This window comes from Arthrobacter sp. UYCu512 (genome assembly GCF_040547075.1).
Taxonomy (GTDB): Bacteria; Actinomycetota; Actinomycetes; order Actinomycetales; family Micrococcaceae; genus Arthrobacter.
Genome location: NZ_JBEPPA010000003.1, coordinates 224,952 through 245,160, shown reverse-complemented (window position 1 = coordinate 245,160; position 20,209 = coordinate 224,952). Strand labels below are relative to the sequence as shown.

16 protein-coding genes and 2 pseudogenes are annotated in these 20,209 nt (G+C 66.7%); 7 read left to right on the top strand and 11 right to left on the bottom strand.

The window, feature by feature from the left end; all coding sequences use genetic code 11:
• The first annotated feature begins 168 nt into the window (after positions 1–168).
• Both mfd and ABIB49_RS05045 read left to right on the top strand, forming a co-directional pair.
• Positions 169–3,852 carry a transcription-repair coupling factor gene (gene mfd, locus ABIB49_RS05050; protein WP_354156788.1) on the top strand — a complete coding sequence of 1,228 codons (3,684 nt, stop codon included), beginning with the start codon at positions 169–171 and terminating at the stop codon, positions 3,850–3,852.
• 6 nt (positions 3,853–3,858) lie between these two features.
• On the top strand, positions 3,859–4,689 hold the full coding sequence (locus ABIB49_RS05045) for a metal-dependent hydrolase (protein WP_282359223.1): 831 nt from the start codon (positions 3,859–3,861) through the stop codon (positions 4,687–4,689).
• 68 nt (positions 4,690–4,757) lie between these two features.
• Here the strand turns inward: ABIB49_RS05045 and ABIB49_RS05040 are convergent, their stop codons facing one another.
• From ABIB49_RS05040 to ABIB49_RS05025, 4 genes and pseudogenes are all read right to left on the bottom strand, one after another.
• Positions 4,758–4,991, bottom strand: coding sequence for a hypothetical protein (locus ABIB49_RS05040; RefSeq protein ID WP_226773648.1), 234 nt, complete (start codon positions 4,989–4,991; stop codon positions 4,758–4,760).
• A 57-nt stretch (positions 4,992–5,048) separates the two neighbouring features.
• Positions 5,049–5,732, bottom strand: coding sequence for a deoxyribose-phosphate aldolase (gene deoC / locus ABIB49_RS05035; protein WP_283479852.1), 684 nt, complete (start codon positions 5,730–5,732; stop codon positions 5,049–5,051).
• A 167-nt stretch (positions 5,733–5,899) separates the two neighbouring features.
• Complete coding sequence (locus tag ABIB49_RS05030; protein ID WP_283479853.1) at positions 5,900–6,760, bottom strand: FAD-dependent oxidoreductase; 861 nt, start codon at positions 6,758–6,760, stop codon at positions 5,900–5,902.
• Between the two features lie 149 nt (positions 6,761–6,909).
• Positions 6,910–7,407 (bottom strand): annotated as a pseudogene (locus ABIB49_RS05025) (winged helix-turn-helix domain-containing protein); the annotation flags it as partial.
• Here ABIB49_RS05025 and ABIB49_RS05020 point away from each other — a divergent pair.
• Positions 7,364–7,675 carry a nitrite reductase small subunit NirD gene (locus tag ABIB49_RS05020; RefSeq protein WP_502913759.1) on the top strand — a complete coding sequence of 104 codons (312 nt, stop codon included), beginning with the start codon at positions 7,364–7,366 and terminating at the stop codon, positions 7,673–7,675. The pseudogene ABIB49_RS05025 and the gene ABIB49_RS05020 overlap by 44 nt on opposite strands.
• Positions 7,676–7,684: 9 nt before the next feature.
• On the opposite strand, the gene ABIB49_RS05015 is transcribed toward ABIB49_RS05020, so the two are convergent.
• The gene (locus ABIB49_RS05015) at positions 7,685–9,430 is read right to left on the bottom strand and encodes a phospho-sugar mutase (RefSeq protein ID WP_354156786.1); all 1,746 of its coding nucleotides are present in this window, start codon (positions 9,428–9,430) and stop codon (positions 7,685–7,687) included.
• A gap of 129 nt (positions 9,431–9,559) precedes the next feature.
• Here ABIB49_RS05015 and ABIB49_RS05010 point away from each other — a divergent pair, with 129 nt between their 5' ends.
• Positions 9,560–10,042 carry an RrF2 family transcriptional regulator gene (locus ABIB49_RS05010; RefSeq protein WP_226773644.1) on the top strand — a complete coding sequence of 161 codons (483 nt, stop codon included), beginning with the start codon at positions 9,560–9,562 and terminating at the stop codon, positions 10,040–10,042.
• 4 nt (positions 10,043–10,046) lie between these two features.
• On the opposite strand, the gene ABIB49_RS05005 is transcribed toward ABIB49_RS05010, so the two are convergent.
• Entirely contained in the window at positions 10,047–10,865 is an 819-nt protein-coding gene (locus ABIB49_RS05005; RefSeq protein WP_354156785.1) for a purine-nucleoside phosphorylase, read from the bottom strand.
• Positions 10,866–10,982: 117 nt separating this feature from the next.
• Between ABIB49_RS05005 and ABIB49_RS05000 the strand changes: the two genes are divergently transcribed.
• Positions 10,983–12,398: an NAD(P)H-quinone dehydrogenase gene (locus tag ABIB49_RS05000; RefSeq protein WP_354156784.1), complete on the top strand. Its 1,416-nt coding sequence runs from the start codon at positions 10,983–10,985 to the stop codon at positions 12,396–12,398.
• An 11-nt stretch (positions 12,399–12,409) separates the two neighbouring features.
• Here ABIB49_RS05000 and ABIB49_RS04995 read toward each other — a convergent pair whose 3' ends face one another.
• Positions 12,410–13,102: a hypothetical protein gene (locus ABIB49_RS04995; protein WP_354156783.1), complete on the bottom strand. Its 693-nt coding sequence runs from the start codon at positions 13,100–13,102 to the stop codon at positions 12,410–12,412.
• A gap of 211 nt (positions 13,103–13,313) precedes the next feature.
• On the opposite strand from ABIB49_RS04995, the gene ABIB49_RS19285 reads away from it, so the two are divergent.
• Positions 13,314–14,162, top strand: coding sequence for a DUF3761 domain-containing protein (locus ABIB49_RS19285; RefSeq protein ID WP_282359231.1), 849 nt, complete (start codon positions 13,314–13,316; stop codon positions 14,160–14,162).
• 85 nt (positions 14,163–14,247) lie between these two features.
• On the opposite strand, the pseudogene ABIB49_RS04985 reads toward ABIB49_RS19285, so the two are convergent.
• Positions 14,248–14,642: pseudogene (locus ABIB49_RS04985) on the bottom strand (MFS transporter); the annotation flags it as partial.
• A 253-nt stretch (positions 14,643–14,895) separates the two neighbouring features.
• Between ABIB49_RS04985 and ABIB49_RS04980 the strand changes: the two are divergent.
• Complete coding sequence (locus ABIB49_RS04980; protein ID WP_226773639.1) at positions 14,896–16,308, top strand: MFS transporter; 1,413 nt, start codon at positions 14,896–14,898, stop codon at positions 16,306–16,308.
• Between the two features lie 202 nt (positions 16,309–16,510).
• Here ABIB49_RS04980 and ABIB49_RS04975 read toward each other — a convergent pair whose 3' ends face one another.
• The 3 genes from ABIB49_RS04975 to ABIB49_RS04965 all read right to left on the bottom strand — a co-directional run bounded on the left by ABIB49_RS04975 (position 16,511) and on the right by ABIB49_RS04965 (position 19,970).
• Positions 16,511–17,242 carry a glutamine amidotransferase gene (locus ABIB49_RS04975; RefSeq protein ID WP_226773638.1) on the bottom strand — a complete coding sequence of 244 codons (732 nt, stop codon included), beginning with the start codon at positions 17,240–17,242 and terminating at the stop codon, positions 16,511–16,513.
• A 78-nt stretch (positions 17,243–17,320) separates the two neighbouring features.
• Positions 17,321–19,135: an acetyl/propionyl/methylcrotonyl-CoA carboxylase subunit alpha gene (locus tag ABIB49_RS04970; protein WP_354156798.1), complete on the bottom strand. Its 1,815-nt coding sequence runs from the start codon at positions 19,133–19,135 to the stop codon at positions 17,321–17,323.
• Positions 19,136–19,292: 157 nt separating this feature from the next.
• Entirely contained in the window at positions 19,293–19,970 is a 678-nt protein-coding gene (locus ABIB49_RS04965; RefSeq protein WP_253033322.1) for a Maf family protein, read from the bottom strand.
• Positions 19,971–20,209 lie beyond the last annotated feature (239 nt).

The window sequence follows — 20,209 nt, the reverse complement described above, 5'->3', positions numbered from 1 at the left end:
TTCAGCCAGCCTAGCCCGGGAGCCGGCACCGCTCTGACCCGGGCTGCCGCGACGGCTCGGTTCGGCTCGGTGTCCGGGCTGCGCGGTAGGCTGGACGTACCCGGAATTCTCGCGAATTTCGGCTATTTGTGTTGCCTGCACCCCGTGATCCCTTCAGGAGCAACAGCTATGAGCCTCAACGGCCCCACTCTCACCGGTCTGCGCCGTGTCCTTGCCGAAGACCGGAACTACGCCCGCGTCCGCGCCGAAGCCGCCCGCGGTTTCGCGGACCGCAGCGAGGACTACCAGATCAGTGCCCCCGCCGGCCTGCGTTCCGCCCTGCTCGCGGAAATGGCTGACGGACTGGCCGCGGCCGGGACCAGCACCGAAACCCCGGCGGCCGGCAGCACCGATGGCAGCGGCCCCGAGCCCGTCGTCCTGGCCATCACCGCGACGGGCCGTGAAGCCGAGGACCTGACCGAGGCGCTGCGTGCCTTCCTCCCTGCCGACGCCGTCGCCGAGTTCCCCAGCTGGGAAACCCTCCCGCACGAACGGCTCTCGCCGCGCTCGGATACTGTGGGCCGGCGCCTGTCGGTACTGCGCCGGCTGGCACATCCCGAATCAACCACCGCCGGCACGCTGCGCGTGGTGGTGGCCCCGGTCCGCGCCGTGGTCCAGCCAATCGTGGCAGGCTTGGGCGAACTGGCCCCTGTCACCCTGAAGGTCGGACAGGAAGTCCCTTTCAGCGACGTCGTCAGGAACCTGGCCGACGCCGCCTACGCCCGGGTGGACATGGTGACCCGCCGCGGTGAGTTCGCCGTCCGCGGCGGGATGCTTGACGTTTTCCCGCCCACCGAGGACCATCCCATCCGGGTGGAGTTCTTCGGCGACGAAGTAGACCAAATGCGTTGGTTTGCCGTCGCCGACCAGCGCTCGCTCACCGCGCCCGGGGTGCACCACCCCACCGAACTGCACGCCCCGCCGTGCCGCGAGATTCTGATCACCCCCGCCGTGATGTCCCGCGCCGCGACGCTGAAATCGCAGCTCCCCGCCGCCGCTGACATGCTGGAAAAAATCGCCGGCGGCATCGCCGTCGAGGGTATGGAATCCCTGGCCCCGGTGCTCGTGGACGCCATGGTGCCGTTCCTGGACCAGCTCCCGGCCGGTTCCATGGCGGTGGTGATTGAGCCCGAGAAGGTCAGGACCCGCGCCCATGACCTTGCAGCCACGAATGAGGAATTCCTTGAGGCGGCATGGTCCACCGCATCCGACGGCGGGACCGCGCCGCTCGATTTGAGCGCCGCGGCGTCCGAGGCGCTGCACTCGGCCAGTTTCCGCTCGCTCACGGAAACCCGTACCGCTGCCCTGGCACACGAGGTGTCCTGGTGGTCGATCACCTCGCTGGCCACCGACGAGGAATTGTTGCCCGACGTCGATGTGCTGAACCTGCACGCCCGCGAACCCCGCGGCTACCAGGGCGACGTCGCCGAAATGATGGACTTCATTGGCTCCCGGGTGCGCGGGCAGTGGCGGATCGTTGTGGTCACTGAAGGCCCCGGCCCGGCCCAGCGGCTCGCGGAACTCTTCCACGACCACAACATTCCCTGCGCCCGGGTCGACGCCCTGGACGAGGACCCCCAGGCAGGGCTGATCGAGGTGACAACGGCCGCCGTCGGACGCGGTTTTGTCCTGGACCCGCTCAAGGTTGCGCTGCTGACCGAGGCCGACCTGCTGGGCCGGACGTCCGCGGGGTCCACCAAGGACATGCGCCGGATGCCGTCCAAGCGGCGGAACGCCGTCGATCCCCTGCAGTTGGTGGCCGGTGACTCCGTAGTCCACGAACAACACGGCATCGGCCGGTTTGTGGAGCTGATCCAGCGCAAGGTGGCCGGCGGCGGCGACGGGGTGCGCGAGTACCTGGTGCTCGAATACGCGCCGTCCAAGCGCGGCGCCCCGGGCGACCGGCTTTTTGTCCCCACTGACCAGCTTGACCAGGTCACCCGCTACGTCGGCGGGGACACCCCGGCGCTGAGCAAGATGGGCGGCGCTGACTGGGCAAGCACCAAGTCCAAGGCCCGCAAGGCGGTCAAGGAGATTGCCGGCGAGCTGATCCGGCTCTACTCGGCCCGGATGGCCTCCCGCGGGTACGCCTTCGGCGCGGACACCCCGTGGCAGCGCGAACTTGAGGAAGCGTTCCCGTATGTGGAGACCCCGGACCAGCTGACCACCATCAACGAGGTCAAGGCCGACATGGAGCGGGAGATCCCGATGGACCGGCTGATCTCCGGTGATGTTGGCTACGGCAAGACCGAGATAGCGGTGCGGGCGGCGTTTAAGGCCGTCCAGGACGGCAAGCAGGTGGCCGTACTGGTGCCGACGACGCTGCTTGCCCAGCAGCACTATGAAACGTTTACCGAGCGGTTCTCCGGCTTCCCGCTGGTGGTCAGGCCGTTGTCCCGTTTCCAGAGCGGCAAGGAAGCGAAGGAAACAGCCGAGGGCGTTAAAGTCGGTTCCGTGGACGTGGTGATTGGGACCCACCGGCTGCTCTCCAAGGACTTCGCGTTTAAGGACCTGGGCCTCGTGATCGTGGACGAGGAGCAGCGCTTCGGCGTCGAACACAAGGAGGCGCTCAAAAAGATGCGCACCAACGTGGACGTCCTGGCCATGAGCGCCACCCCGATTCCCCGGACCCTGGAGATGTCGTTGACGGGAATCCGCGAGACCTCGACGCTGGCCACCCCGCCGGAGGAACGCCACCCGGTCCTGACGTATGTCGGCCCGTACACGGACAAGCAGACGTCAGCAGCGATCCGCCGGGAGCTGATGCGCGAAGGCCAGGTGTTCCTGGTGCACAACCGGGTCTCCAGCATCGACCGCACCGCGGCGAAGATCCGCGAGCTTGTCCCGGAAGCCCGGGTGGAGGTGGCGCACGGGCAGATGTCCGAGAGCCGGCTGGAACAGATCATCGTGGACTTCTGGGAAAAACGCTTTGACGTGCTGGTCTGCACCACCATCATCGAGACCGGCCTGGACATCTCCAACGCCAACACGCTGATCGTGGACGGGGCGGACAAGTACGGGCTTTCGCAGCTGCACCAGCTGCGCGGACGGGTGGGCCGCGGCCGGGAACGGGCCTACGCATACTTCCTGTATCCCGTGGAAAAGCCGCTGGGCGAGGTGGCGCTGGAACGGCTCAAGGCAGTTGCCGCCCATAACGAGCTTGGCGCCGGCATGCAGCTGGCCATGAAGGACCTTGAGATCCGCGGGGCCGGTAACCTCCTGGGCGGGGAACAGTCCGGCCATATCCAGGGCGTTGGCTTCGACCTCTATATCCGCCTGGTCGGCGAGGCAGTCGCGGAATACCGCGGCGAGGCCGAGGAGAAAGCCGCGGAAATGAAGATCGAGCTGCCGGTCAATGCGCACCTGCCGCACGACTACGTGCCGGGCGAACGGCTGCGCCTCGAGGCGTACCGGAAGCTCGCCGGGGCGATCACCTACGTGGCGATAGATGAGGTGCTCGCCGAGCTTGTGGACCGCTACGGCGAATTGCCGCTGCCGGCGAAGAACCTGCTGGACGTTGCCCGCTTCCGGGTGGGGGCCCGCGAGGCCGGGCTGTCCGACGTGGCCCTGCAGGGCAATTTCATCAAGTTCTCCCCGGCTCAGCTGCCGGAGTCCAAACTCATGCGGCTCAGCCGGATGTACCCCGGAGCACAGTCCAAGCCGGCCCTGGACGCGGTGCTCATCCCGAAGCCGAAGACCGCCCGGATCGGCGGCCGGGACCTGCAGGACGCCGAGATCCTCGAATGGGCCAACGGCGTCATCCGAAACATCTTCTCCGACGCGCCACTAGCTGCCGCGCCGGCGGTGACGTAGCCGGTGATGGGAGGACACCACGCCGCGTCGGGAGCCGCGGCGTGGGTTGCCGTTGCGTCAACGGGCCCCTACGCGATGGGCTGGTATCCGCTGGATGCTACCGGGATCCTTATCGGCGGGATGGCGACGGCGGGAACAGCGCTTGTCTGCGACTGGGACCACCGCTCCAGCACCGTGGCGCACTCGCTGCCGCCGCTGTCGAACATAATCGCGGTCGGCATCGAGAACGTCTCCGGCGGGCACCGGCAGGGCACCCATTCGCTGCTCGGTGCGGCGTTTTTTGTACTGATCGCGGCGCTGGCCGGGCAAGTCCAGCTTCAGACGGACTGGGGCCTGCTGTCGGTGGGTGCCGGACTGCTGTGTATGTTTATGATCAATATCGCCGCGAAGGCGCTGAAGCTCTTCCCGAAGTACGGTTGGATCAGCAACTGGGTCTTCGCCCTCACGATGGCCGGGCTGGTGACCTGGTTCGCGCCGCACCAGTGGAGCTGGCTCCCGGTCTCGATGCTGACCGGCGTGCTGGTGCACATTGTCGGGGACATGATCACCACCGGGGGAGTGCCGCTGCTCTGGCCGATAGTGGTCAAACCGCCGAAGTTCCTGCGCAAACTGCCCCTGCTCAAGAACCTCTGGAAGGCCAACGGCGCGTTCTCCATCCCGCTGCTGGGCCGCGCCGGTTCACGCCGCGAATGGTTCATCCTGATCCCGGTCAGCGCCTATGCCATGATCGGGATGTTCGGCGCCGCGCTGGCCCTGGCCAGGGAGCACTGGCCCGCCGCGGCCGCGCTGGGCACCGGACTCACCAAGAGCCTGATCGCACTGCTTGCCGGGGCCTGACGGACACCTGGTTAAACGGCTGAAGCCCCGGAGATCCGGGGCTTCAGCCGTAAAAGTCCGGTGCAGCCTTAGTTTTCGCCGGCGGAGTCCGAGCGGCCAAGAATCGTCTGCGGGATCCAGAACGCCGCGGCGAACAGGACCAGGCAGGCGGCCATCGGCCACGGGTTGCCCAGCGTCAGGAAGTTCAGCGAGTACAGGGACCCGCCAAAGAGGACCATCATCAGGACAAACAAAATGATGGTGGAACCGAGGCTGTTCTCGTTCTGCGGCGTCTGCTGGGTCTTGGCGGTATTGCTGGACATTCGTTCGTTCCTCCTCGGCCCCGTAGGGCTCAAAACTGTGGCGGCTGCCGGAGCGGATCAGTACGCGGACGAACCCTGTTCACCGTTTACGATCGCGATTCCGGAGCTGGCGCCAATACGTGTTGCACCTGCAGCAATCATAGCCCGTGCATCGGCGAGCGAACGCACCCCGCCCGAGGCCTTGACCCCGAGGTCAGGGCCCACCGCGCGGCGCATCAGCGCGACGTCCGCGACGGTGGCGCCGCCACCGTTGAAGCCGGTGGAGGTCTTCACAAAATCGGCGCCGGCCTCGACGGCCGCTTCGCAGGCGAGCACCTTCTGGGCGTCGTCAAGCAGGGCGGTTTCGATGATGACCTTCAGGATCGCGCCGCCGTCATGCACTGCTGTGGCCACGGCCCGGATGTCATCGGCCAGGGCGCCCTTGTCGTTGGCCCGGGCCGCGGCAATGTTGATCACCATGTCGACTTCTTCGGCACCGTCCAGCACGGCGCCGCGGGCCTCAAAGGCCTTGACGTCGCTGGGGGTGGCACCGAGGGGGAAGCCGACTACTGAGCACGTCAGCACCTCTGTTCCCTTCAAGGCCTTTTTGACCGTCTTGACCCAGACCGGGTTGACGCACACAGACTTGAACCGATACTCGGCGGCCTCGGCACAGACCGAGAGGATCTCAGCTTCGCTGGCCTCCGGCTTGAGCAGGGTGTGGTCGATGTAGGAGGCAATGTTCGCGGCTTCGTCGCTCATGGTGGTCCCTTTCCTGGCGGGCCTGGGACTGGGATTTAGCCCCTGAGTTGTCCCTTCGGGGGCCTTGTGGGCCTGCAGACACCGCATTCTTCGTCGCTTCTCAGGTGTCCATCTTGCCACAACAGGACCGTCGCCCGCGGGCGTCCGCCCGGCAGGCCGGCAGCGGTTCAGGCGGCCTCCGAGAGGAACTCCGGCAGGCCGTCCTGAAGCAGTTGCGAGGCGCACACGGAAGCGGCGGAGGAAGCGGCCACCAGCAGCCCCAAGCGCACGCCGTCGAACACTGCGGCGTCCCCGATGGCCCAGATTCCAGGCACGGACGTGCGGAAGTCGCGGCCGATGACGATGCCGCCGTGCCGTGCTGTGGTGAGCCCGGCACTGACCGCGAGGGCGTCCCGGGCAATCGGTTCCTCGGCCAGAACCACCAGGTCCGCGGCCATCACGGAGCCGTCCTCGAACACAAGACCGCCGGCGGGGGGTGTGGAACCGGCAAGGTTGGCCACCACGGAGGCCGGACGCCGCGTGGTGCGGACGGGGCGGATACCACGGGCGCGCAACACTGCCTCGGCCTGACCCGCGGCGGTCCCGGTGCCAACCAGGATCCCCAGGGGCCTGCGGCCCAGGACGCGGGTGATATCCCTGACGGCCTCGCCCAGCCGGGCCGCGTCATCGATGGTGGCGTAGTTCAGGCACCGGCCCCCACCCGGGAGCGGGGCGCCGGCGGGCGAGGACCCGGTCGCGATCACCAGGTGGTCGTAGTTGAATTCCAGGCCATCCGAGGTTGTGACGCAGCGGCTGTCCGGGTCGATGTAGCTCGCCGGCTGGCCAAGCCGCACGGAAACCTGCGGGAGGGCCGCGAGTTCCAGCAACTGCCCGGAAGCATCATCCCGATTGCTCAGCACTGTGATGCCGCCGGCGAACGGGGTCCGGGTGAGCTGGCGGACCAGGGCCTGCGCGGCGGGGCCGGCGCCGGCAATAACGATCCGGGGCCGGGCAGTTGACGGAGCAGGAACGGGGGAACTGGCGGACATGGTGAGGCCCTTTCGATGGCGGCCGGTGGTGTGGCCGGAGTCCTTGATGGTCCCCAGCCTAGGCGGGCGATCTTTCCGGGGTGTTTCACCGGTGTTGCCGGATTTTGGGGTTCCGTTTCCCAATGTTTACCGGCCGGTAATGGCGTGCGTCACACGCCGATCCGGTAGCCGCGCTCCACCACGGTTTCCACCAGCCGGCCATCGGGCAGGGCGGAGCGCAGTCTGCTGACGGTCATGTCCAGGGCGTGCACGGAACCGCGGAGTCCCAACAGCTCGGAGAGTGACTCACGGGACAGCACAGCGCCGCCGGCGCCCAGCAGCGCCCGCAGCAGCAGCAGCCGGGCCGGAGTCAGCTCGACCGGACCACCATCGATCCGCAGGGAGCGGCCGCGGAGTTCCACCCGGCCCGAGACGGTATCCAGGCGGCGGACGTGGTTGAGGGCAAGGTGCTCCACCACGAGCCGGATCAGGGCGCCCAGCCGGAACCGGTCCGGGACCAGCGGCTGCAGCCCGGCATCGATCAGCGGCTGCGCCGTAATGGGACCGACCACTGCGGTGGCGACAGTGGTCTTCAGGCTCGCCACGAGTTCCCTGTAAACGCCCATCTCGTGCGCCGTGCTCCACATGGCATCCACGGCCTGGGGCGAGGCGGCACTGATGGCCGGGCACCAGGTGGCGGTGTTCCGGACCGCGTCCGGCGAGGTTTTTGCGGTCGGCCACGAGGACCCGGCCACCGCGGCGCACGTGATGGCCCGCGGGATTACCAGCTCCCGCGGGATGCGCCATACGTTCGCTCCACCGCTGCACAAGGAGGTCTACGACCTCGCAACGGGGCAGTGCCTGGGCACGCCGGGAATTCGGCTCCCGACCTTCGGTACCCGGATTGTGGGCGGGTACATTGAGGTCGAGCTGTAGCCCCGGAGGCTACAACCCGAGCGCCTCGCGGACATCTGCCAGCACGCCGTCAAGCGCGGCGCGTGCCTCGTGCCGCGCTGCGGGCAGCTCGGCGGCCGATCCGACGGTGCGGATGACCTCCAGGTAGCACTTGAGCTTCGGCTCTGTGCCGCTGGGGCGGATGATGATGCGGCTGAGGTCCTTCGTCAGGTACAGCAGGCCGTCGGTGGGCGGCAGCTGATCGCTGCCGTCCGCGAGGTCCGTGATGGACTCGACTGCGGAGCCGCCAAAGGACTCCGGCGGGCTGACGCGCAGCCGGTTCATCATGGCGTCCAGCAGGCCCAGGTCTGCGACCCGGATGCTGAGCTGGTCGCTCGCATGGAGCCCGTGCACCAGGTAAAGCTCGTCGAGGGTGTCGAAGATGGTTTTGCCCTGAGCCTTGGCCGCGGCCGCGAATTCCGCGATCAGTACCGCCGCCGAGATCCCGTCTTTGTCCCGGACCAGGTCGGGGGCGACGCAGTAACCCAGCGCCTCTTCGTAGCCGTACAGCAGGCCGGGAACGCGGGCGATCCACTTGAAGCCGGTGAGGGTTTCCTCGTGGGCGTAGCCTGACGCAGCCGCGATCCGTGCCAGCAGCCGCGAGGACACGATCGAATTAGCGAAAACACCTGCCGTGGTTTCGGTGCTGCCGGCGGCTGCCAGCCGGGCCACGATGTGCGCGCCGAGCAGCGCGCCGACCTCGTCGCCGCGCAGCATCCGCCAGGATCCGGTATCGGGGTCCTTGGCAGCAACCGCTGCGCGGTCCGCGTCGGGGTCGTTGGCGATCACGATGTCCGCATCCTCCCGGGCCGCGGTCTCGAGGGCCAGGTCCAGGGCGCCGGGCTCTTCGGGGTTGGGGAAGTTCACGGTGGGGAAGTCCGGGTCCGGCTCGGCCTGTTCGCTCACCACCGTAACGTTGGCAAAACCGGCCGCGTGCAGCACCGCGACGGCGGTTTTGCCGCCCACCCCGTGCATCGGGGTCAGGACGATGTTGAGGTCGCGGGCCGGAAAGTCCGCCGGCATGGCCAGTGCCGCGGCGGCGGCCTCGTAGCTGGCAACGATGGACGGATCCAGCACGGTCCATCCCGCCGTGGCGAGGGCGACGCCGGACAGCCCGCCGACCGCATCGATTTTGGCTGCGATCAGGGCATCGTAGGGCGCCACGATCTGCGCGCCGCGGCCGCTCTCCTCGACGGCGTGCCGGCCGAGGTACACCTTGTAACCGTTGTCCTGCGGCGGGTTGTGGCTGGCGGTCACCATCACACCGCCGTCGCACTCCAGCGCCCGGACCGCGTAGGCGAGCAGCGGGGTGGGCAGGGCTGACGGCATCAGGAAGGTGTCAATGCCGGCAGCGACGAGGATTGCGGCGGTTTCTTCCGCGAAGACATCCGAGTTGTGCCGTGCGTCGTAGCCGACGACGGCGCGTGGCCGGGTGCCGGGGGCGGCGTGGGCGACCGTGCCGGTCAGGAAGGCCGCGAAGCCTGCTGCGGCGCGGCGGACCACCATGCGGTTCATCCGGTTCGGGCCGGGCCCGAGGGCCGCGCGTAGGCCGGCGGTGCCGAACTGCAAGGTTCCGCTGAAACTGTCCGCGAGCTCCTGTCGGGCCGACGCGGCGCCGTCGTCGGCGAGGCGGATCAGTTCGGTCAGGGTGGCGGCGGTGGCGGGATCAGGGTCCTGGGTGGCCCAAGCCCGGGCGTCGCTCAGCAGTCGGGCGAGTTCGGCATCAGAAGACGTCATAGCAACCAAACTAGCCGCATTAGCGGCGGATGCCTTCCCGACAAGCGAGAGTCCCCTGAAAGATCGATCACAACCGGCTGGTGCTCCGGGCCTTGACAGCTATTTTTCCGGACACGTAGCGTCTGGAACATGAAGATGGGCCGGGGGGTGGAATGGGCCGTTCACAGCTGCGTTAACATGGCTTGGACACCGGCCGGCGAGGCGGTTAACAGTGCCCGGTTGGCGGAGTATTACAGCCTTCCGGGTGCGTATCTGAACAAGCAGCTCCAGGCGCTGGTCCGGGCCGGTATCCTTGTTTCCGTTTCCGGCCCGCGTGGCGGGTTCCACCTGGCGCGCAGGCCGGAAAACGTTACAGTCCTCGATATCGTGCTTGCCCTGGAAGGTGCCGGTCCGGTGTTCCGTTGCGAAGGCATCATGGCAAGCGTCCCGGATGCCGACATGGAGCGCAACGTTGTCCGGACCTGCCTGATCTCCCAGACCATGCGCCAGGCCGAACTCGCCTGGCGGCAGGCCCTGGCGCGGCAGACCATAGCCGGGATAGCGGACTCGATGGATCGGCGTTTCCCGCAGGACAGGCGGAAGGCGCTGCGCTACCTTGCCGTGGGGAGCTGAGCCCTTAGAGCTTGGCGATGATCTCGGCGAGCAGTTTGGAGATCCGTGGTCCGGCTGCCTGTCCCGCTTCGAGGACTTCCCCGTGGCTCAGGGGCAACGGGCTGATGCCGGCGGCGAGATTGGTGACGAGCGAAATGCCGAACACCTCCATGCCCGCATGCCGGCCGGCGATGGCTTCCAGGGCGGTGGACATGCCCACCAGGTCCGCGCCGATCCGCTTGGCGTACTGCACTTCGGCCGGGGTTTCGTAGTGCGGGCCGGTGAACTGGGCATAGATGCCTTCGTCCAGCGTGGGGTCGACTTCGCGGGCCAGGCCACGGATCCGTGCGGAGTACAGGTCGGTGAGGTCCACGAACGTGGCCCCTTCGAGCGGTGAGGTGGCTGTGAGGTTGATGTGGTCGCTGATCAGCACGGGAGTGCCGGGCGTCCAGTCCTCGTTGAGGCCGCCGCAGCCGTTGGTCAGGACGAGGGTCTTGCAGCCGGCCGCGGCGGCGGTGCGCACCCCGTGGACGACGGCGCGGACGCCCTTGCCCTCGTAGTAGTGGGTGCGTGCGCCCAGGACCAGCGCGCGTTTGCCCTCCTTGGTCAGCGCGGAGCGGATGGTGCCAACGTGGCCCACCACCGAGGGGGAGGAGAAGCCGGGGACTTCGTCGGCGGAGAGTGTCGCCGTGGTTTCGCCGATCAGTTCCGCGGCGTCGCCCCAACCCGAACCGAGCACCAGCGCGACGTCGTGGGAGTCGACGCCCGTCTCCTCGGCGATGTAGTCGGCGGCGGCGCGGGCGGCGTCGAAGGGGTCAGTGTTCAGGAATTCTGTTGTACTCACCCTCACAAGTTATCCTGCCGGCCGGGTACTGCCCAGCGCCGCGCGCTGTGTTGTGGGCTGTTCTGGGCGGGCGGGATTCTTGGTGGTGACGGTCCGGATGGTGGACAATGGCTGATTGTGACTACGCATCCCGATTTCAGCTCACCCCGTATCGCAATCCTGGGCGGAGGGCCCGGCGGCTACGAAGCAGCCATGGTTGCAGCGTCCCTGGGCGCACAGGTGACCATCATTGAACGTGCGGGGCTCGGCGGCTCAGCGGTGCTCACCGACGTTGTTCCGTCCAAGACCCTGATTGCGACGGCGGACCTGATGACCCGGGTCGGCGAGGCCGGTGAGCTCGGCGTCAAGTTCGACGTCGACGGCGGAGACTGCACCCCGACGATGCGCGCGGACCTCAAACACATCAATGACCGCTTGCTGCGGCTGGCCCGGCAGCAGTCCACCGACATCCAGCGCGGCCTGGAAAACCAGGGCGTCCGGATCATGCTGGGATCCGGCAAAATGCTGGACAACCACACCATCGAGGTTCTCACCGTCGACGGCACCGAGACCATCGAAGCGGACGCGATCCTGCTCGCCGTCGGGGCACACCCCAGGGAGTTGCCCACCGCCCGGCCGGACGGCGAGCGGATCCTGAATTGGGCGCAGATTTACAACATGGATGAGCTGCCCGAGGACCTGATTGTGGTGGGCTCCGGTGTCACCGGCGCCGAGTTCGCCTCCGCCTACAACGGGCTCGGGTCCAAAGTCACCCTGATTTCCAGCCGCGACCGGGTGCTGCCCGGCTCGGACACCGATGCCGCCGAGGTGCTGGAAGGCGTCTTCGAACGCCGCGGCGTCAAGGTCCTCTCCCAGGTCCGCGCAGAGTCCGTCGAGCGCACCGCGGACGGCGTTATCGTCACCCTCGGAGACGGCTCCCAGGTCACCGGCAGCCACTGCCTGGTCGCCGTCGGCTCCATCCCGAACACCGCAGGGATCGGCCTCGAGGAGGCGGGCGTCGCGCTCACCGGGAGCGGGCACATCAAGGTAGACGGCGTCTCCCGCACCACAGCGCCGAACATTTACGCCGCCGGCGACTGCACCGGTGTGCTGGCGCTCGCGTCCGTGGCCGCGATGCAGGGCCGGATTGCTATCGCGCACTTCCTGGGCGACAGTGTGGCCCCGCTCAAGCTGCACCAGGTGGCCTCCAACATCTTCACCTCGCCCGAGATCGCCAACGTGGGTGTGTCCGAGGCCGAGATTGAATCGGGCAAATACCAGGCCGACATCGTGAAGCTCTCGCTGCGCAGCAACGCCCGCGCCAAGATGCGCAACCACCGGGACGGTTTTATCAAAATCTTCGCGCGCAAGGGTTCCGGCACCGTCATCGGCGGTGTTGTGGTGGGTCCGAACGCTTCCGAGCTGATTTTTGCGATCTCCCTCGCGGTCACCCAGAAAATGCACGTCGACGACGTCGCCAGCACCTTCACCGTCTACCCGTCGCTGAGCGGGTCGATCTCCGAAGCCGCCCGGCGCCTGCACGTCCACATGTAGTCTGCGGCGGCTCAGGAGCAGGCGTAAGGCGGGACCGTGTCCCCGGCACCGAAAGGCTGGAACCAGTGCTCGAAGCCCAGTTGGTCGGCGTCGTCCTCCAGGACGGCGAGGCCCTCTGAGTACAGCGCTGCACTGTCCGCGTCCGCCAGCAGGACTTCATCAACCTGTGCCCGCCAGTCGGCCGGGAGGTCGAGTTCGTAGATATCCTCGGTGATCTCCGCCTGGTCGAGCAGGCAGCGGACGGCGAGTTCGGCGGCAAGGCACCCGGGTGCGGTCCAGCCACGGACCAGTGAGGCTGTTACGTCGGCGGCGACGACGATGAACTTCTGGGTGAACTTAGCGTCGTAGCTGGACGCAAACTGTGGCGGCAGCGAGGACAGCACGGAGGTCCCGGCGATTTCGGACGCCGTGACGGACTGCAGCTGGCTCAGGTTACCCAGGTCGCGGAAGAGCTGGTCGATCAGGATGCTGGAGGAATTCCACAAGAGACCGGCGAGAAGTCGGGCCTGTTGCACTTGTTGCCCGCGGTCCTCTGGCCCGAGGGCTGCCATTTCAGCCAAGTCTTCCGGGTCAAACTGGAGCCGCTGTTCCGGCGTCATGTCCGCCGGATGTGGGTCCAGGCCCAGCAATTCCAGGCTCAGCCCGGTCAGCTTGTCGGCGTCGGTCAGGAGTTCTTCGGTGATGTCGTCGTCGTCGGCGCTCATGGCCCCGATGCTACCGGGCTTCCGGCCGATGCCCGATTCCCGTGACGCGGAAGCCGATAACGGGCCGCGGCTGGCCTGATGCCGTCTGGACCCGGAACGAGGGCCGCTGACTGCCGGCGAACCGAACCCGAGGCCAGCGTTGAAGCCCTTCGTCATGCTGCTAATGTGACGTCGCCTCAATCGCATCATTCTTAATTTCCCGGGGGAAAATATGCTCGATTTTTCAAAAGCTTCGCCGCGCACGAAGTTCGGTTGGCGCCCGAGGGTCCTGTTTTGGGTCGTTGCGGTCGTTGTGTTCCTTCTGGCCCTCCTATTCGCCGCTGCAGGAGGCTTTGGTGCCGTCCTGATCCTCCTGGGCCTCATTGCCGTGGTGACCGGACTCTACGCGCTGTTGTTCAAGCGGCGATCGTGGGTAGGCATTCCGCACCGCAAGAGCGCACTGCTGGTTGCCGGCTCGGGAATTGCCCTTTTCATCGTCGGTGGCATTGTTGGCGGAGCGACGGCTTCGTCGACGGGCAACCAAAGCAGGTCTTCACTGGTTTCTCCGCAAGCATCCGCGAACGCGACGCCGACGCCGACGCCGACAGCCACGAATCCGGCGAAGTCGGCCTGCCTGACGGTCAACGAGACTAAAAGCTACAACGGCGATGTCTTTGTTTGCACGATGGGCGCGGATCAGCGTCTGGTGTGGTTGTCGGAAGCGGAGTCAAAGAAGATCGTTGCAAAGGCTGCCGCCGATAAGTTGGCAGCGGAGAAGGCTGCTGCGGACCAGTTGGCAGCGGAGAAGGCTGCTGCAGACAAGGCAGCGGCGGAGAAGGCTGCTGCAGACAAGGCAGCGGCTGACAAAGTTGCTGCTGACAAGGCAGCGGCGGATAAGGCTGCGGCAGACGCTGCCGCCCGACGGGCCCCCGCTCCCGCTCCTGCGGCTCCTCCGGTGGTCCCTGCAGTCCCCGCGGTACCCGCTCCGGTCGGGGGCACGATCATCTGCAAGGACGGTTACATCTGGCCCAGCGCCACGCGGCAGGGAGCATGCAGCAGGCACGGTGGCATCAGGAACTAAACCACAGCCGAAGTGCTGGACGGCATTCTGAATGAGAATGCCGGGGGTCTTTAGGCGCCCGGCATTCTCGTCTCCAAGTCAACTAGGCCAGGAGTGTGGTGGCGGTTGGGACGGCGAGCTGTGCGACGGCGGCGCCGAGGTTTCCGCCGCCGGCGTTTAGCCCCAGCGCCCAGCCCTTTTCATGGGCCGGATAGAAGAAGGTGATATTGGCTATCGAGCTGGCGAAGTTGCCCCCCGCCGAAGCCGGCCAGCGCTGCCACGAAGAGCATGGTGCCGAAGGGGGTCTCCGGGTTGGAGACGCACAGGGCCAGGCCAGTTGAGGGGATGAGCAGCAGCAGGGCCGGGCCGATGGTCCAGTTGCGGCCGCCGAAGCGCGGACCATAAAGGCATAGGGATCCCGGGGGTGGCGCCGACCAGGCTCGGCATGGAAATGAGCCAGATGATTTCCGAGGTGGTGAAGGTGAAGCCGGCCGCCGGCAGTAAGGTAAGCCGCGTTTCCGGGAGCCTCGCCGTTTGTTAACGTGCTGTGACGTTTGGCTATCGGCGCGTTTGTAACGGTGTTAGGGGTGGCGTGGGGCGTAGTGTGATGAGCACCACGTGAGACGAATCCCGGTGTCCAAATAGTGGAACACTTGTCCATTGGATGGACTGTGGAACTATCATGTAATCCTACTTATCCCCATCCGGGCGGTCTCAATCATCACCGGTCCGGTCTTTATGAAAGCGCTACTACATGTCATCCACTGCCACTTCCGCAGAGCAGGGGTCCGCCAAGCCGGTGAACTCGCGCGGCCGCGTTATCGTCGCCAGCCTGATCGGGACCACCGTCGAGTTCTACGACTTCTACGTGTACGCCACCGCCGCCGTGCTCGTGTTCCCCAAACTGTTCTTCCCCGGTCAAAACGAGACCACCCAGCTGTTGAGCTCCTTCGCTGTCTTCGGCGTCGCGTTCGTTGCCCGGCCGCTCGGGTCCGTGATCTTTGGCCACTTCGGTGACAAGTTTGGCCGCAAGGGCACCCTGGTCGCCTCGCTGCTGACCATGGGTATCGCCACCTTCCTGATCGGCTGCCTGCCAACGGCGACCGTTCCCGGCTGGACCTTCTGGGCGCCTGCCCTGCTGGTTGTTATGCGCTTCGCCCAGGGGCTGGCCCTCGGCGGGGAATGGAGCGGCGCGGCGCTGCTGGCGACCGAGAACGCGCCGGTGAACAAGCGTGCCATCTACGGCACGTTCCCGCAGCTGGGTGCCCCGATCGGCTTTATCATCGCTAACGTGATCTTCCTGGTGTTCAGCTACACCCTGACGCCGGCCGCCTTCGAGGCGTGGGGCTGGCGCGTGCCGTTCCTGCTCAGCGCCGTGATGGTGATCATCGGCCTTTACGTCCGGCTCAAACTGATCGAAACCCCGGCGTTCACCAAGGTCCTGGAATCCAAAGAAGTTGCCAAGCTGCCGCTGGCCCGGGTCTTTAAGTCGAGCTGGCGCCAGCTGATTCTCGGGACGTTTATTATGCTCGCCACCTACGTGTTGTTCTACCTGATGACCACCTACACCTTGACCTACGGCACCCGCGCCTCCAGCCTTGAAACCGCCAAGGCCGCAGCCGAGAAGGCCGGCAAGCCGATGACGGAGGCCGCTGCAGCAGCGTTCGTCCCCGGCCTGGGCTACACCCGCAACGACTTCCTGTGGATGCTGATTGCCGGCGTCGTATTCTTCGGCATCTTCACACTGGTTTCCGGGCCGCTGGCCGAAAAGTACGGCCGCCGCAAGATGCTTATCGTCGTCACCGCCGGCATCTTCGTTTTCGGCCTGCTTTTTGTCCCGCTGTTCAGTGCCGGCTTCGTGGGCACCATGGCGCTGCTGATCATCGGCTTTTCGCTGATGGGGTTGACCTTCGGGCCGATGGGTGCGCTGCTGCCGGAGCTGTTCCCGACGAACGTGCGGTACACGGGCTCCGCCATCAGCTACAACTTCTCCAGCATCCTCGGTGCCGCGGTGGCCCCGTTCATCGCTGTCTGGTTGTGGGAATTGGCGAAGGGCAGCCCAGTGCTGGTCGGCATCTACCTTGCCGCCATGTCCGTGCTGACGCTGATCGCACTCTTCGTCAGCAAGGAAACCCGCGACCTGGAGTACACCAACAACGTCTCCTAATCCTCGATCCCAGGCCCGCTCCCTGGCCTGGTAGGGAGCGGAAATGCCCGGCGTGTTCACCGAACACGCCGGGCATTTCGGTGTCGCGGCGCTCCCGCAGGTCCGGTCGGGAAGGGGCCGACGCTCCCGCAGGTCGATTCCGAGGATGCGGGAGGGTTGTTCGGATGGCGGCAGGATCTGCGGGAGGGTTGTTAGGGGCAGGCTAGCGGGAGTAGCGCTCCACGAAGTTTCGCAGGATCTGCATCGGTTCCGTGACGGTGGACCGCCTGACCTCCGCCAGCAGCGTTTCGGCCGAATCCGGCGGGAAGTACCCGGCATGGCGGTAGATATCGATCCGGGTCGCCAACCCGTCAACATCGAGCTCGGGGTGGAACTGGGTGGCGTACAGGTTGGTTTTAATCCGGAACATGTGCACCGGGCAGGCGGCGGAGCTGGCCAGAAGCACCGCGTGGGGAGGAAGGAGGGTGCAGGCTTCCTTGTGGCCGGTGAAGGCCGTGAAGCTCTCCGGCAGACCCCGCAGCAGGGGATCCACCAGGCCTTCCGCACTCAGCTTGATGCTCACACCGGCCAGCCCCTCGCCGTAAGTGCGGTCAATCACGGCGCCCTGGTGCCGGCCGAGCGTACCCACGCCGTAACAGGCACCGAGGAACGGGAAATCCAAAGGCACGATCCGGTCGAGCAGGGCCGCGAGCTCACGCTCCACCCGGTGCTGGACGTCGCTTTTTTGCCCGGCAGGATCACTGGAGGTGAACGGACTCCCGCCTACGATCACCCCCGAGTAATCGGACAGGTCCAGTGGGGGCAGCGGCGCGGCTTCCATCCGAATGCGCGTCAGCTGCGCGGGTTCGAGGCCGCCGTAGCGCAGGTAGGCTTCGTATTCATCCTCGGCGGCGGCGTCCTCGGCCCGGGACGCGAGGAGCAGGAAAGGTTTCACAGACCAAGTCTGCACGGGCGGAAGAGCGCTGCGCCAGAGGCGCGCCTGCGTCCTGCCCGTGCAGCAGTGGCCGGGAAGCTACTGGCCGGCTGCGTCCTCGATCAGAGCGATGATGGCGCCGGCGGAGACCGTCTCGCCGGCGGACGCTGTCAGTCCGATCACGATGCCGGCGCGGTGCGCTGTGAGCGGCTGTTCCATCTTCATGGCCTCGAGCACCACAACAAGGTCACCCTCGGCCACAAGGTCCCCCTCGCCGACAGCTACCTTCACGATGGTTCCCTGCATGGGGGATGTCAGGGCGTTGCCGCCGGCCGCCGCGAGGGCCCCGCCGGCGCGCGAACGCTTCTTCGCCTTAGCCGGTTTAGCGGCGCCGCCGCCGGTACCCAACGATGCAGGGAGGACGACCTCAAGGCGTTTGCCGCCGACCTCGACGACGACGCGCTGGCGTTCGACGGCGTCGGGCGCTTCAGCCTCGGTGCCGGTCGGCGTCCACGCGGGGATGTCATTGACGAACGCCGTCTCGATCCAGCGGGTGTGGACCTTGAACGGGCCCTCGGCGGGGGCGAAATCCGGGTTGGTGACGACGGCGAGGTCAAACGGGATGACGGTGGGGATTCCCTCAACCACCATCTCTTCGAGGGCGCGGCGGGCGCGCTGCAGGGCCTGCGGGCGGGTGGCGCCGGTGATGATCAGCTTGGAGAGCATCGAGTCGAAGTTGCCGCTGATGACGTCCCCCTGCTCCACCCCGGAGTCGATCCGGACGCCGGGTCCGGTCGGGTTCAACAGCCGGGTGATGGTGCCGGGGGCGGGCATAAAGCTCCGGCCCGGATCCTCGCCGGTGATGCGGAACTCGATCGAGTGGCCGCGGATCTCCGGGTCCCCGTAGCCGAGTTCCTCGCCGCGGGCCAGCCGGAACTGCTCGCGGACAAGGTCAATGCCGGTGACTTCCTCGGAGACGCAGTGCTCTACCTGGAGTCGGGTGTTGACCTCGAGGAAGGAGATGGTGCCGTCTTGGCCCACGAGGAACTCGCAGGTGCCGGCGCCAAGGTAGCCGGCCTCCTTGAGGATGGCTTTGGAGGATTCGTAGAGCCGGCGGTTCTGCTCCTCGGTGAGGAACGGGGCCGGTGCCTCCTCGACGAGCTTCTGGTTGCGGCGCTGCAACGAGCAGTCACGGGTGGAGACCACCACGACGTTGCCGTACGCGTCGGCGAGGCACTGGGTCTCGACGTGCCGCGGGGCGTCCAGGAAGCGCTCAATAAAGCATTCGCCGCGGCCGAAGGCGGCGACAGCCTCGCGGACGGCCGATTCGAAGAGTTCGGGGATTTCCTCTCGGGTGCGGGCCACCTTGATGCCGCGCCCGCCGCCGCCAAAGGCTGCTTTGATGGCGATCGGCAAGCCGAACTTGTCCACAAACTCAAGGATTTCCTCGGCCGACTCCACCGGGTCGGCGGTGCCGGGAACCTGCGGTGCGCCGACCTTTTCGGCGATGTGGCGGGCCTGGACCTTGTCGCCCAGGGCGGCGATCGCGGCGGGGGAGGGCCCGATCCAGGTGATGCCGGCGTCGATCACCTTGGCGGCGAACTCGGCGTTCTCGGCGAGGAAGCCGTAGCCGGGGTGGATGGCGTCGGCGCCGGAGCGGTGGGCCACCTCGATCAGCTTGTCCATCACGAGGTAGGACTCGGCGGCGGTGTTGCCGCCCAGGGCGTAGGCCTCATCAGCAAGCTTTACGTGCAGGGCGTCGCGGTCCGGGTCCGCGTAGACCGCTACGGAGGCGATGCCTTCATCGCGGGCGGCGCGGATGATGCGCACCGCGATTTCGCCGCGGTTGGCGATCAGCACCTTGCTCAGGGGGTGGGTTACTACGGCGGTGCCTTCTTGGGCTGATCGCTGCACGGGATTTGCGGACTGCTCCGAATTTGCTGACAAGGCGTCTCCTTCTTTCCTTCAGGGAGCCTAGCGCGGTTTTGTGGGTTCCGCCGATATTACTTGCGGATTCCGCGGGTAAAGCCCCTTGCCTTTGTAGGGTTGCTACAAGTGCGTGCGAATTAGCTCACTCGGCCCGGAGGAGGGCGGGATCGGCGGCACCGCTGGTCCACAATTCGGTGATGCCTACTTTCGCCTGTCCCAGCAGCCCGCGGAGGGTGGAAATGGACAGCCCGACGACGGCGTGCGGGTCCCCGTCGACCTTGCGGATGAACGCCCCGCCGTAGCCGTCGATCGTGAAGGAGCCGGCGCACTGCAGCGGCTCCCCGGTGGCGATGTAGGTGTCGATTTCCTCGGGGGTCATCTCCATAAAGTGGACTTCGGCGGAGGTGACGTGCCCGAGGGTGGCGCCGGAGCCGGCGGCCTGGGACTCGTCGGTGCCCTCGGTGTCCCGGCAGTCAACGAGCCAGTGCCCGGTGTGCAGGACGCCTTTGCCGCCGCTCATCCGGAGCATCCGCTCCCTGGCGACGTCGGCCGTGTAGGGCTTGCCGTGCGCCTCGCCGTCGAACTCAAACACGGAATCGCAGCCGATCACCAGCGCGCCGTCGGCTTCGGGCAGGGAGGCGACGGCCTCGGCCTTGGCGCGGGCGAGCAGCAGCGCGGTATCGTGCGGGTCCGTGACGCCGTAGCGGGCCTGGACGGCATCCTCGTCGACGTCCGAGACGAGGATCTCGTGCCGGATTCCGGCGTCGGTGAGCAGCTTGGTTCGGGCGGGGGACTGGGAGGCAAGAATGAGGCGGGTCACCGCTCCAGCCTAGTTCGTTGTGCCGGTAGTCGAGGTGACCTAATGTCCGAGGCCACTGGGAAAGTTCGTTCATAAAGGGGAATCAAGGACCGGAAGGGAACCTTCGCTGCGTGCTGGCGATGTCCGGCCGCGCGCTTCAGGAGATTAGTTTGCCCGAGAGCAGTACACGGCGGATCGAACTGAATTGGCGGGTGGCGGAGCTGGCCTTCGAAGCGGTTGGCCGGCTTCTATAGGCGTTC

Excerpts from the sequence above, each read along its gene's own strand:
- mfd (WP_354156788.1), top strand. The coding sequence starts at position 169 with ATGAGCCTCAACGGCCCCACTCTCACCGGTCTGCGCCGTGTCCTTGCC.
- ABIB49_RS05045 (WP_282359223.1), top strand. The coding sequence starts at position 3,859 with ATGGGAGGACACCACGCCGCGTCGGGAGCCGCGGCGTGGGTTGCCGTT.
- ABIB49_RS05040 (WP_226773648.1), bottom strand. The coding sequence starts at position 4,991 with ATGTCCAGCAATACCGCCAAGACCCAGCAGACGCCGCAGAACGAGAAC.
- deoC (WP_283479852.1), bottom strand. The coding sequence starts at position 5,732 with ATGAGCGACGAAGCCGCGAACATTGCCTCCTACATCGACCACACCCTG.
- ABIB49_RS05030 (WP_283479853.1), bottom strand. The coding sequence starts at position 6,760 with ATGTCCGCCAGTTCCCCCGTTCCTGCTCCGTCAACTGCCCGGCCCCGG.
- ABIB49_RS05015 (WP_354156786.1), bottom strand. The coding sequence starts at position 9,430 with ATGACGTCTTCTGATGCCGAACTCGCCCGACTGCTGAGCGACGCCCGG.
- ABIB49_RS05010 (WP_226773644.1), top strand. The coding sequence starts at position 9,560 with ATGAAGATGGGCCGGGGGGTGGAATGGGCCGTTCACAGCTGCGTTAAC.
- ABIB49_RS04995 (WP_354156783.1), bottom strand. The coding sequence starts at position 13,102 with ATGAGCGCCGACGACGACGACATCACCGAAGAACTCCTGACCGACGCC.
- ABIB49_RS19285 (WP_282359231.1), top strand. The coding sequence starts at position 13,314 with ATGCTCGATTTTTCAAAAGCTTCGCCGCGCACGAAGTTCGGTTGGCGC.
- ABIB49_RS04980 (WP_226773639.1), top strand. The coding sequence starts at position 14,896 with ATGTCATCCACTGCCACTTCCGCAGAGCAGGGGTCCGCCAAGCCGGTG.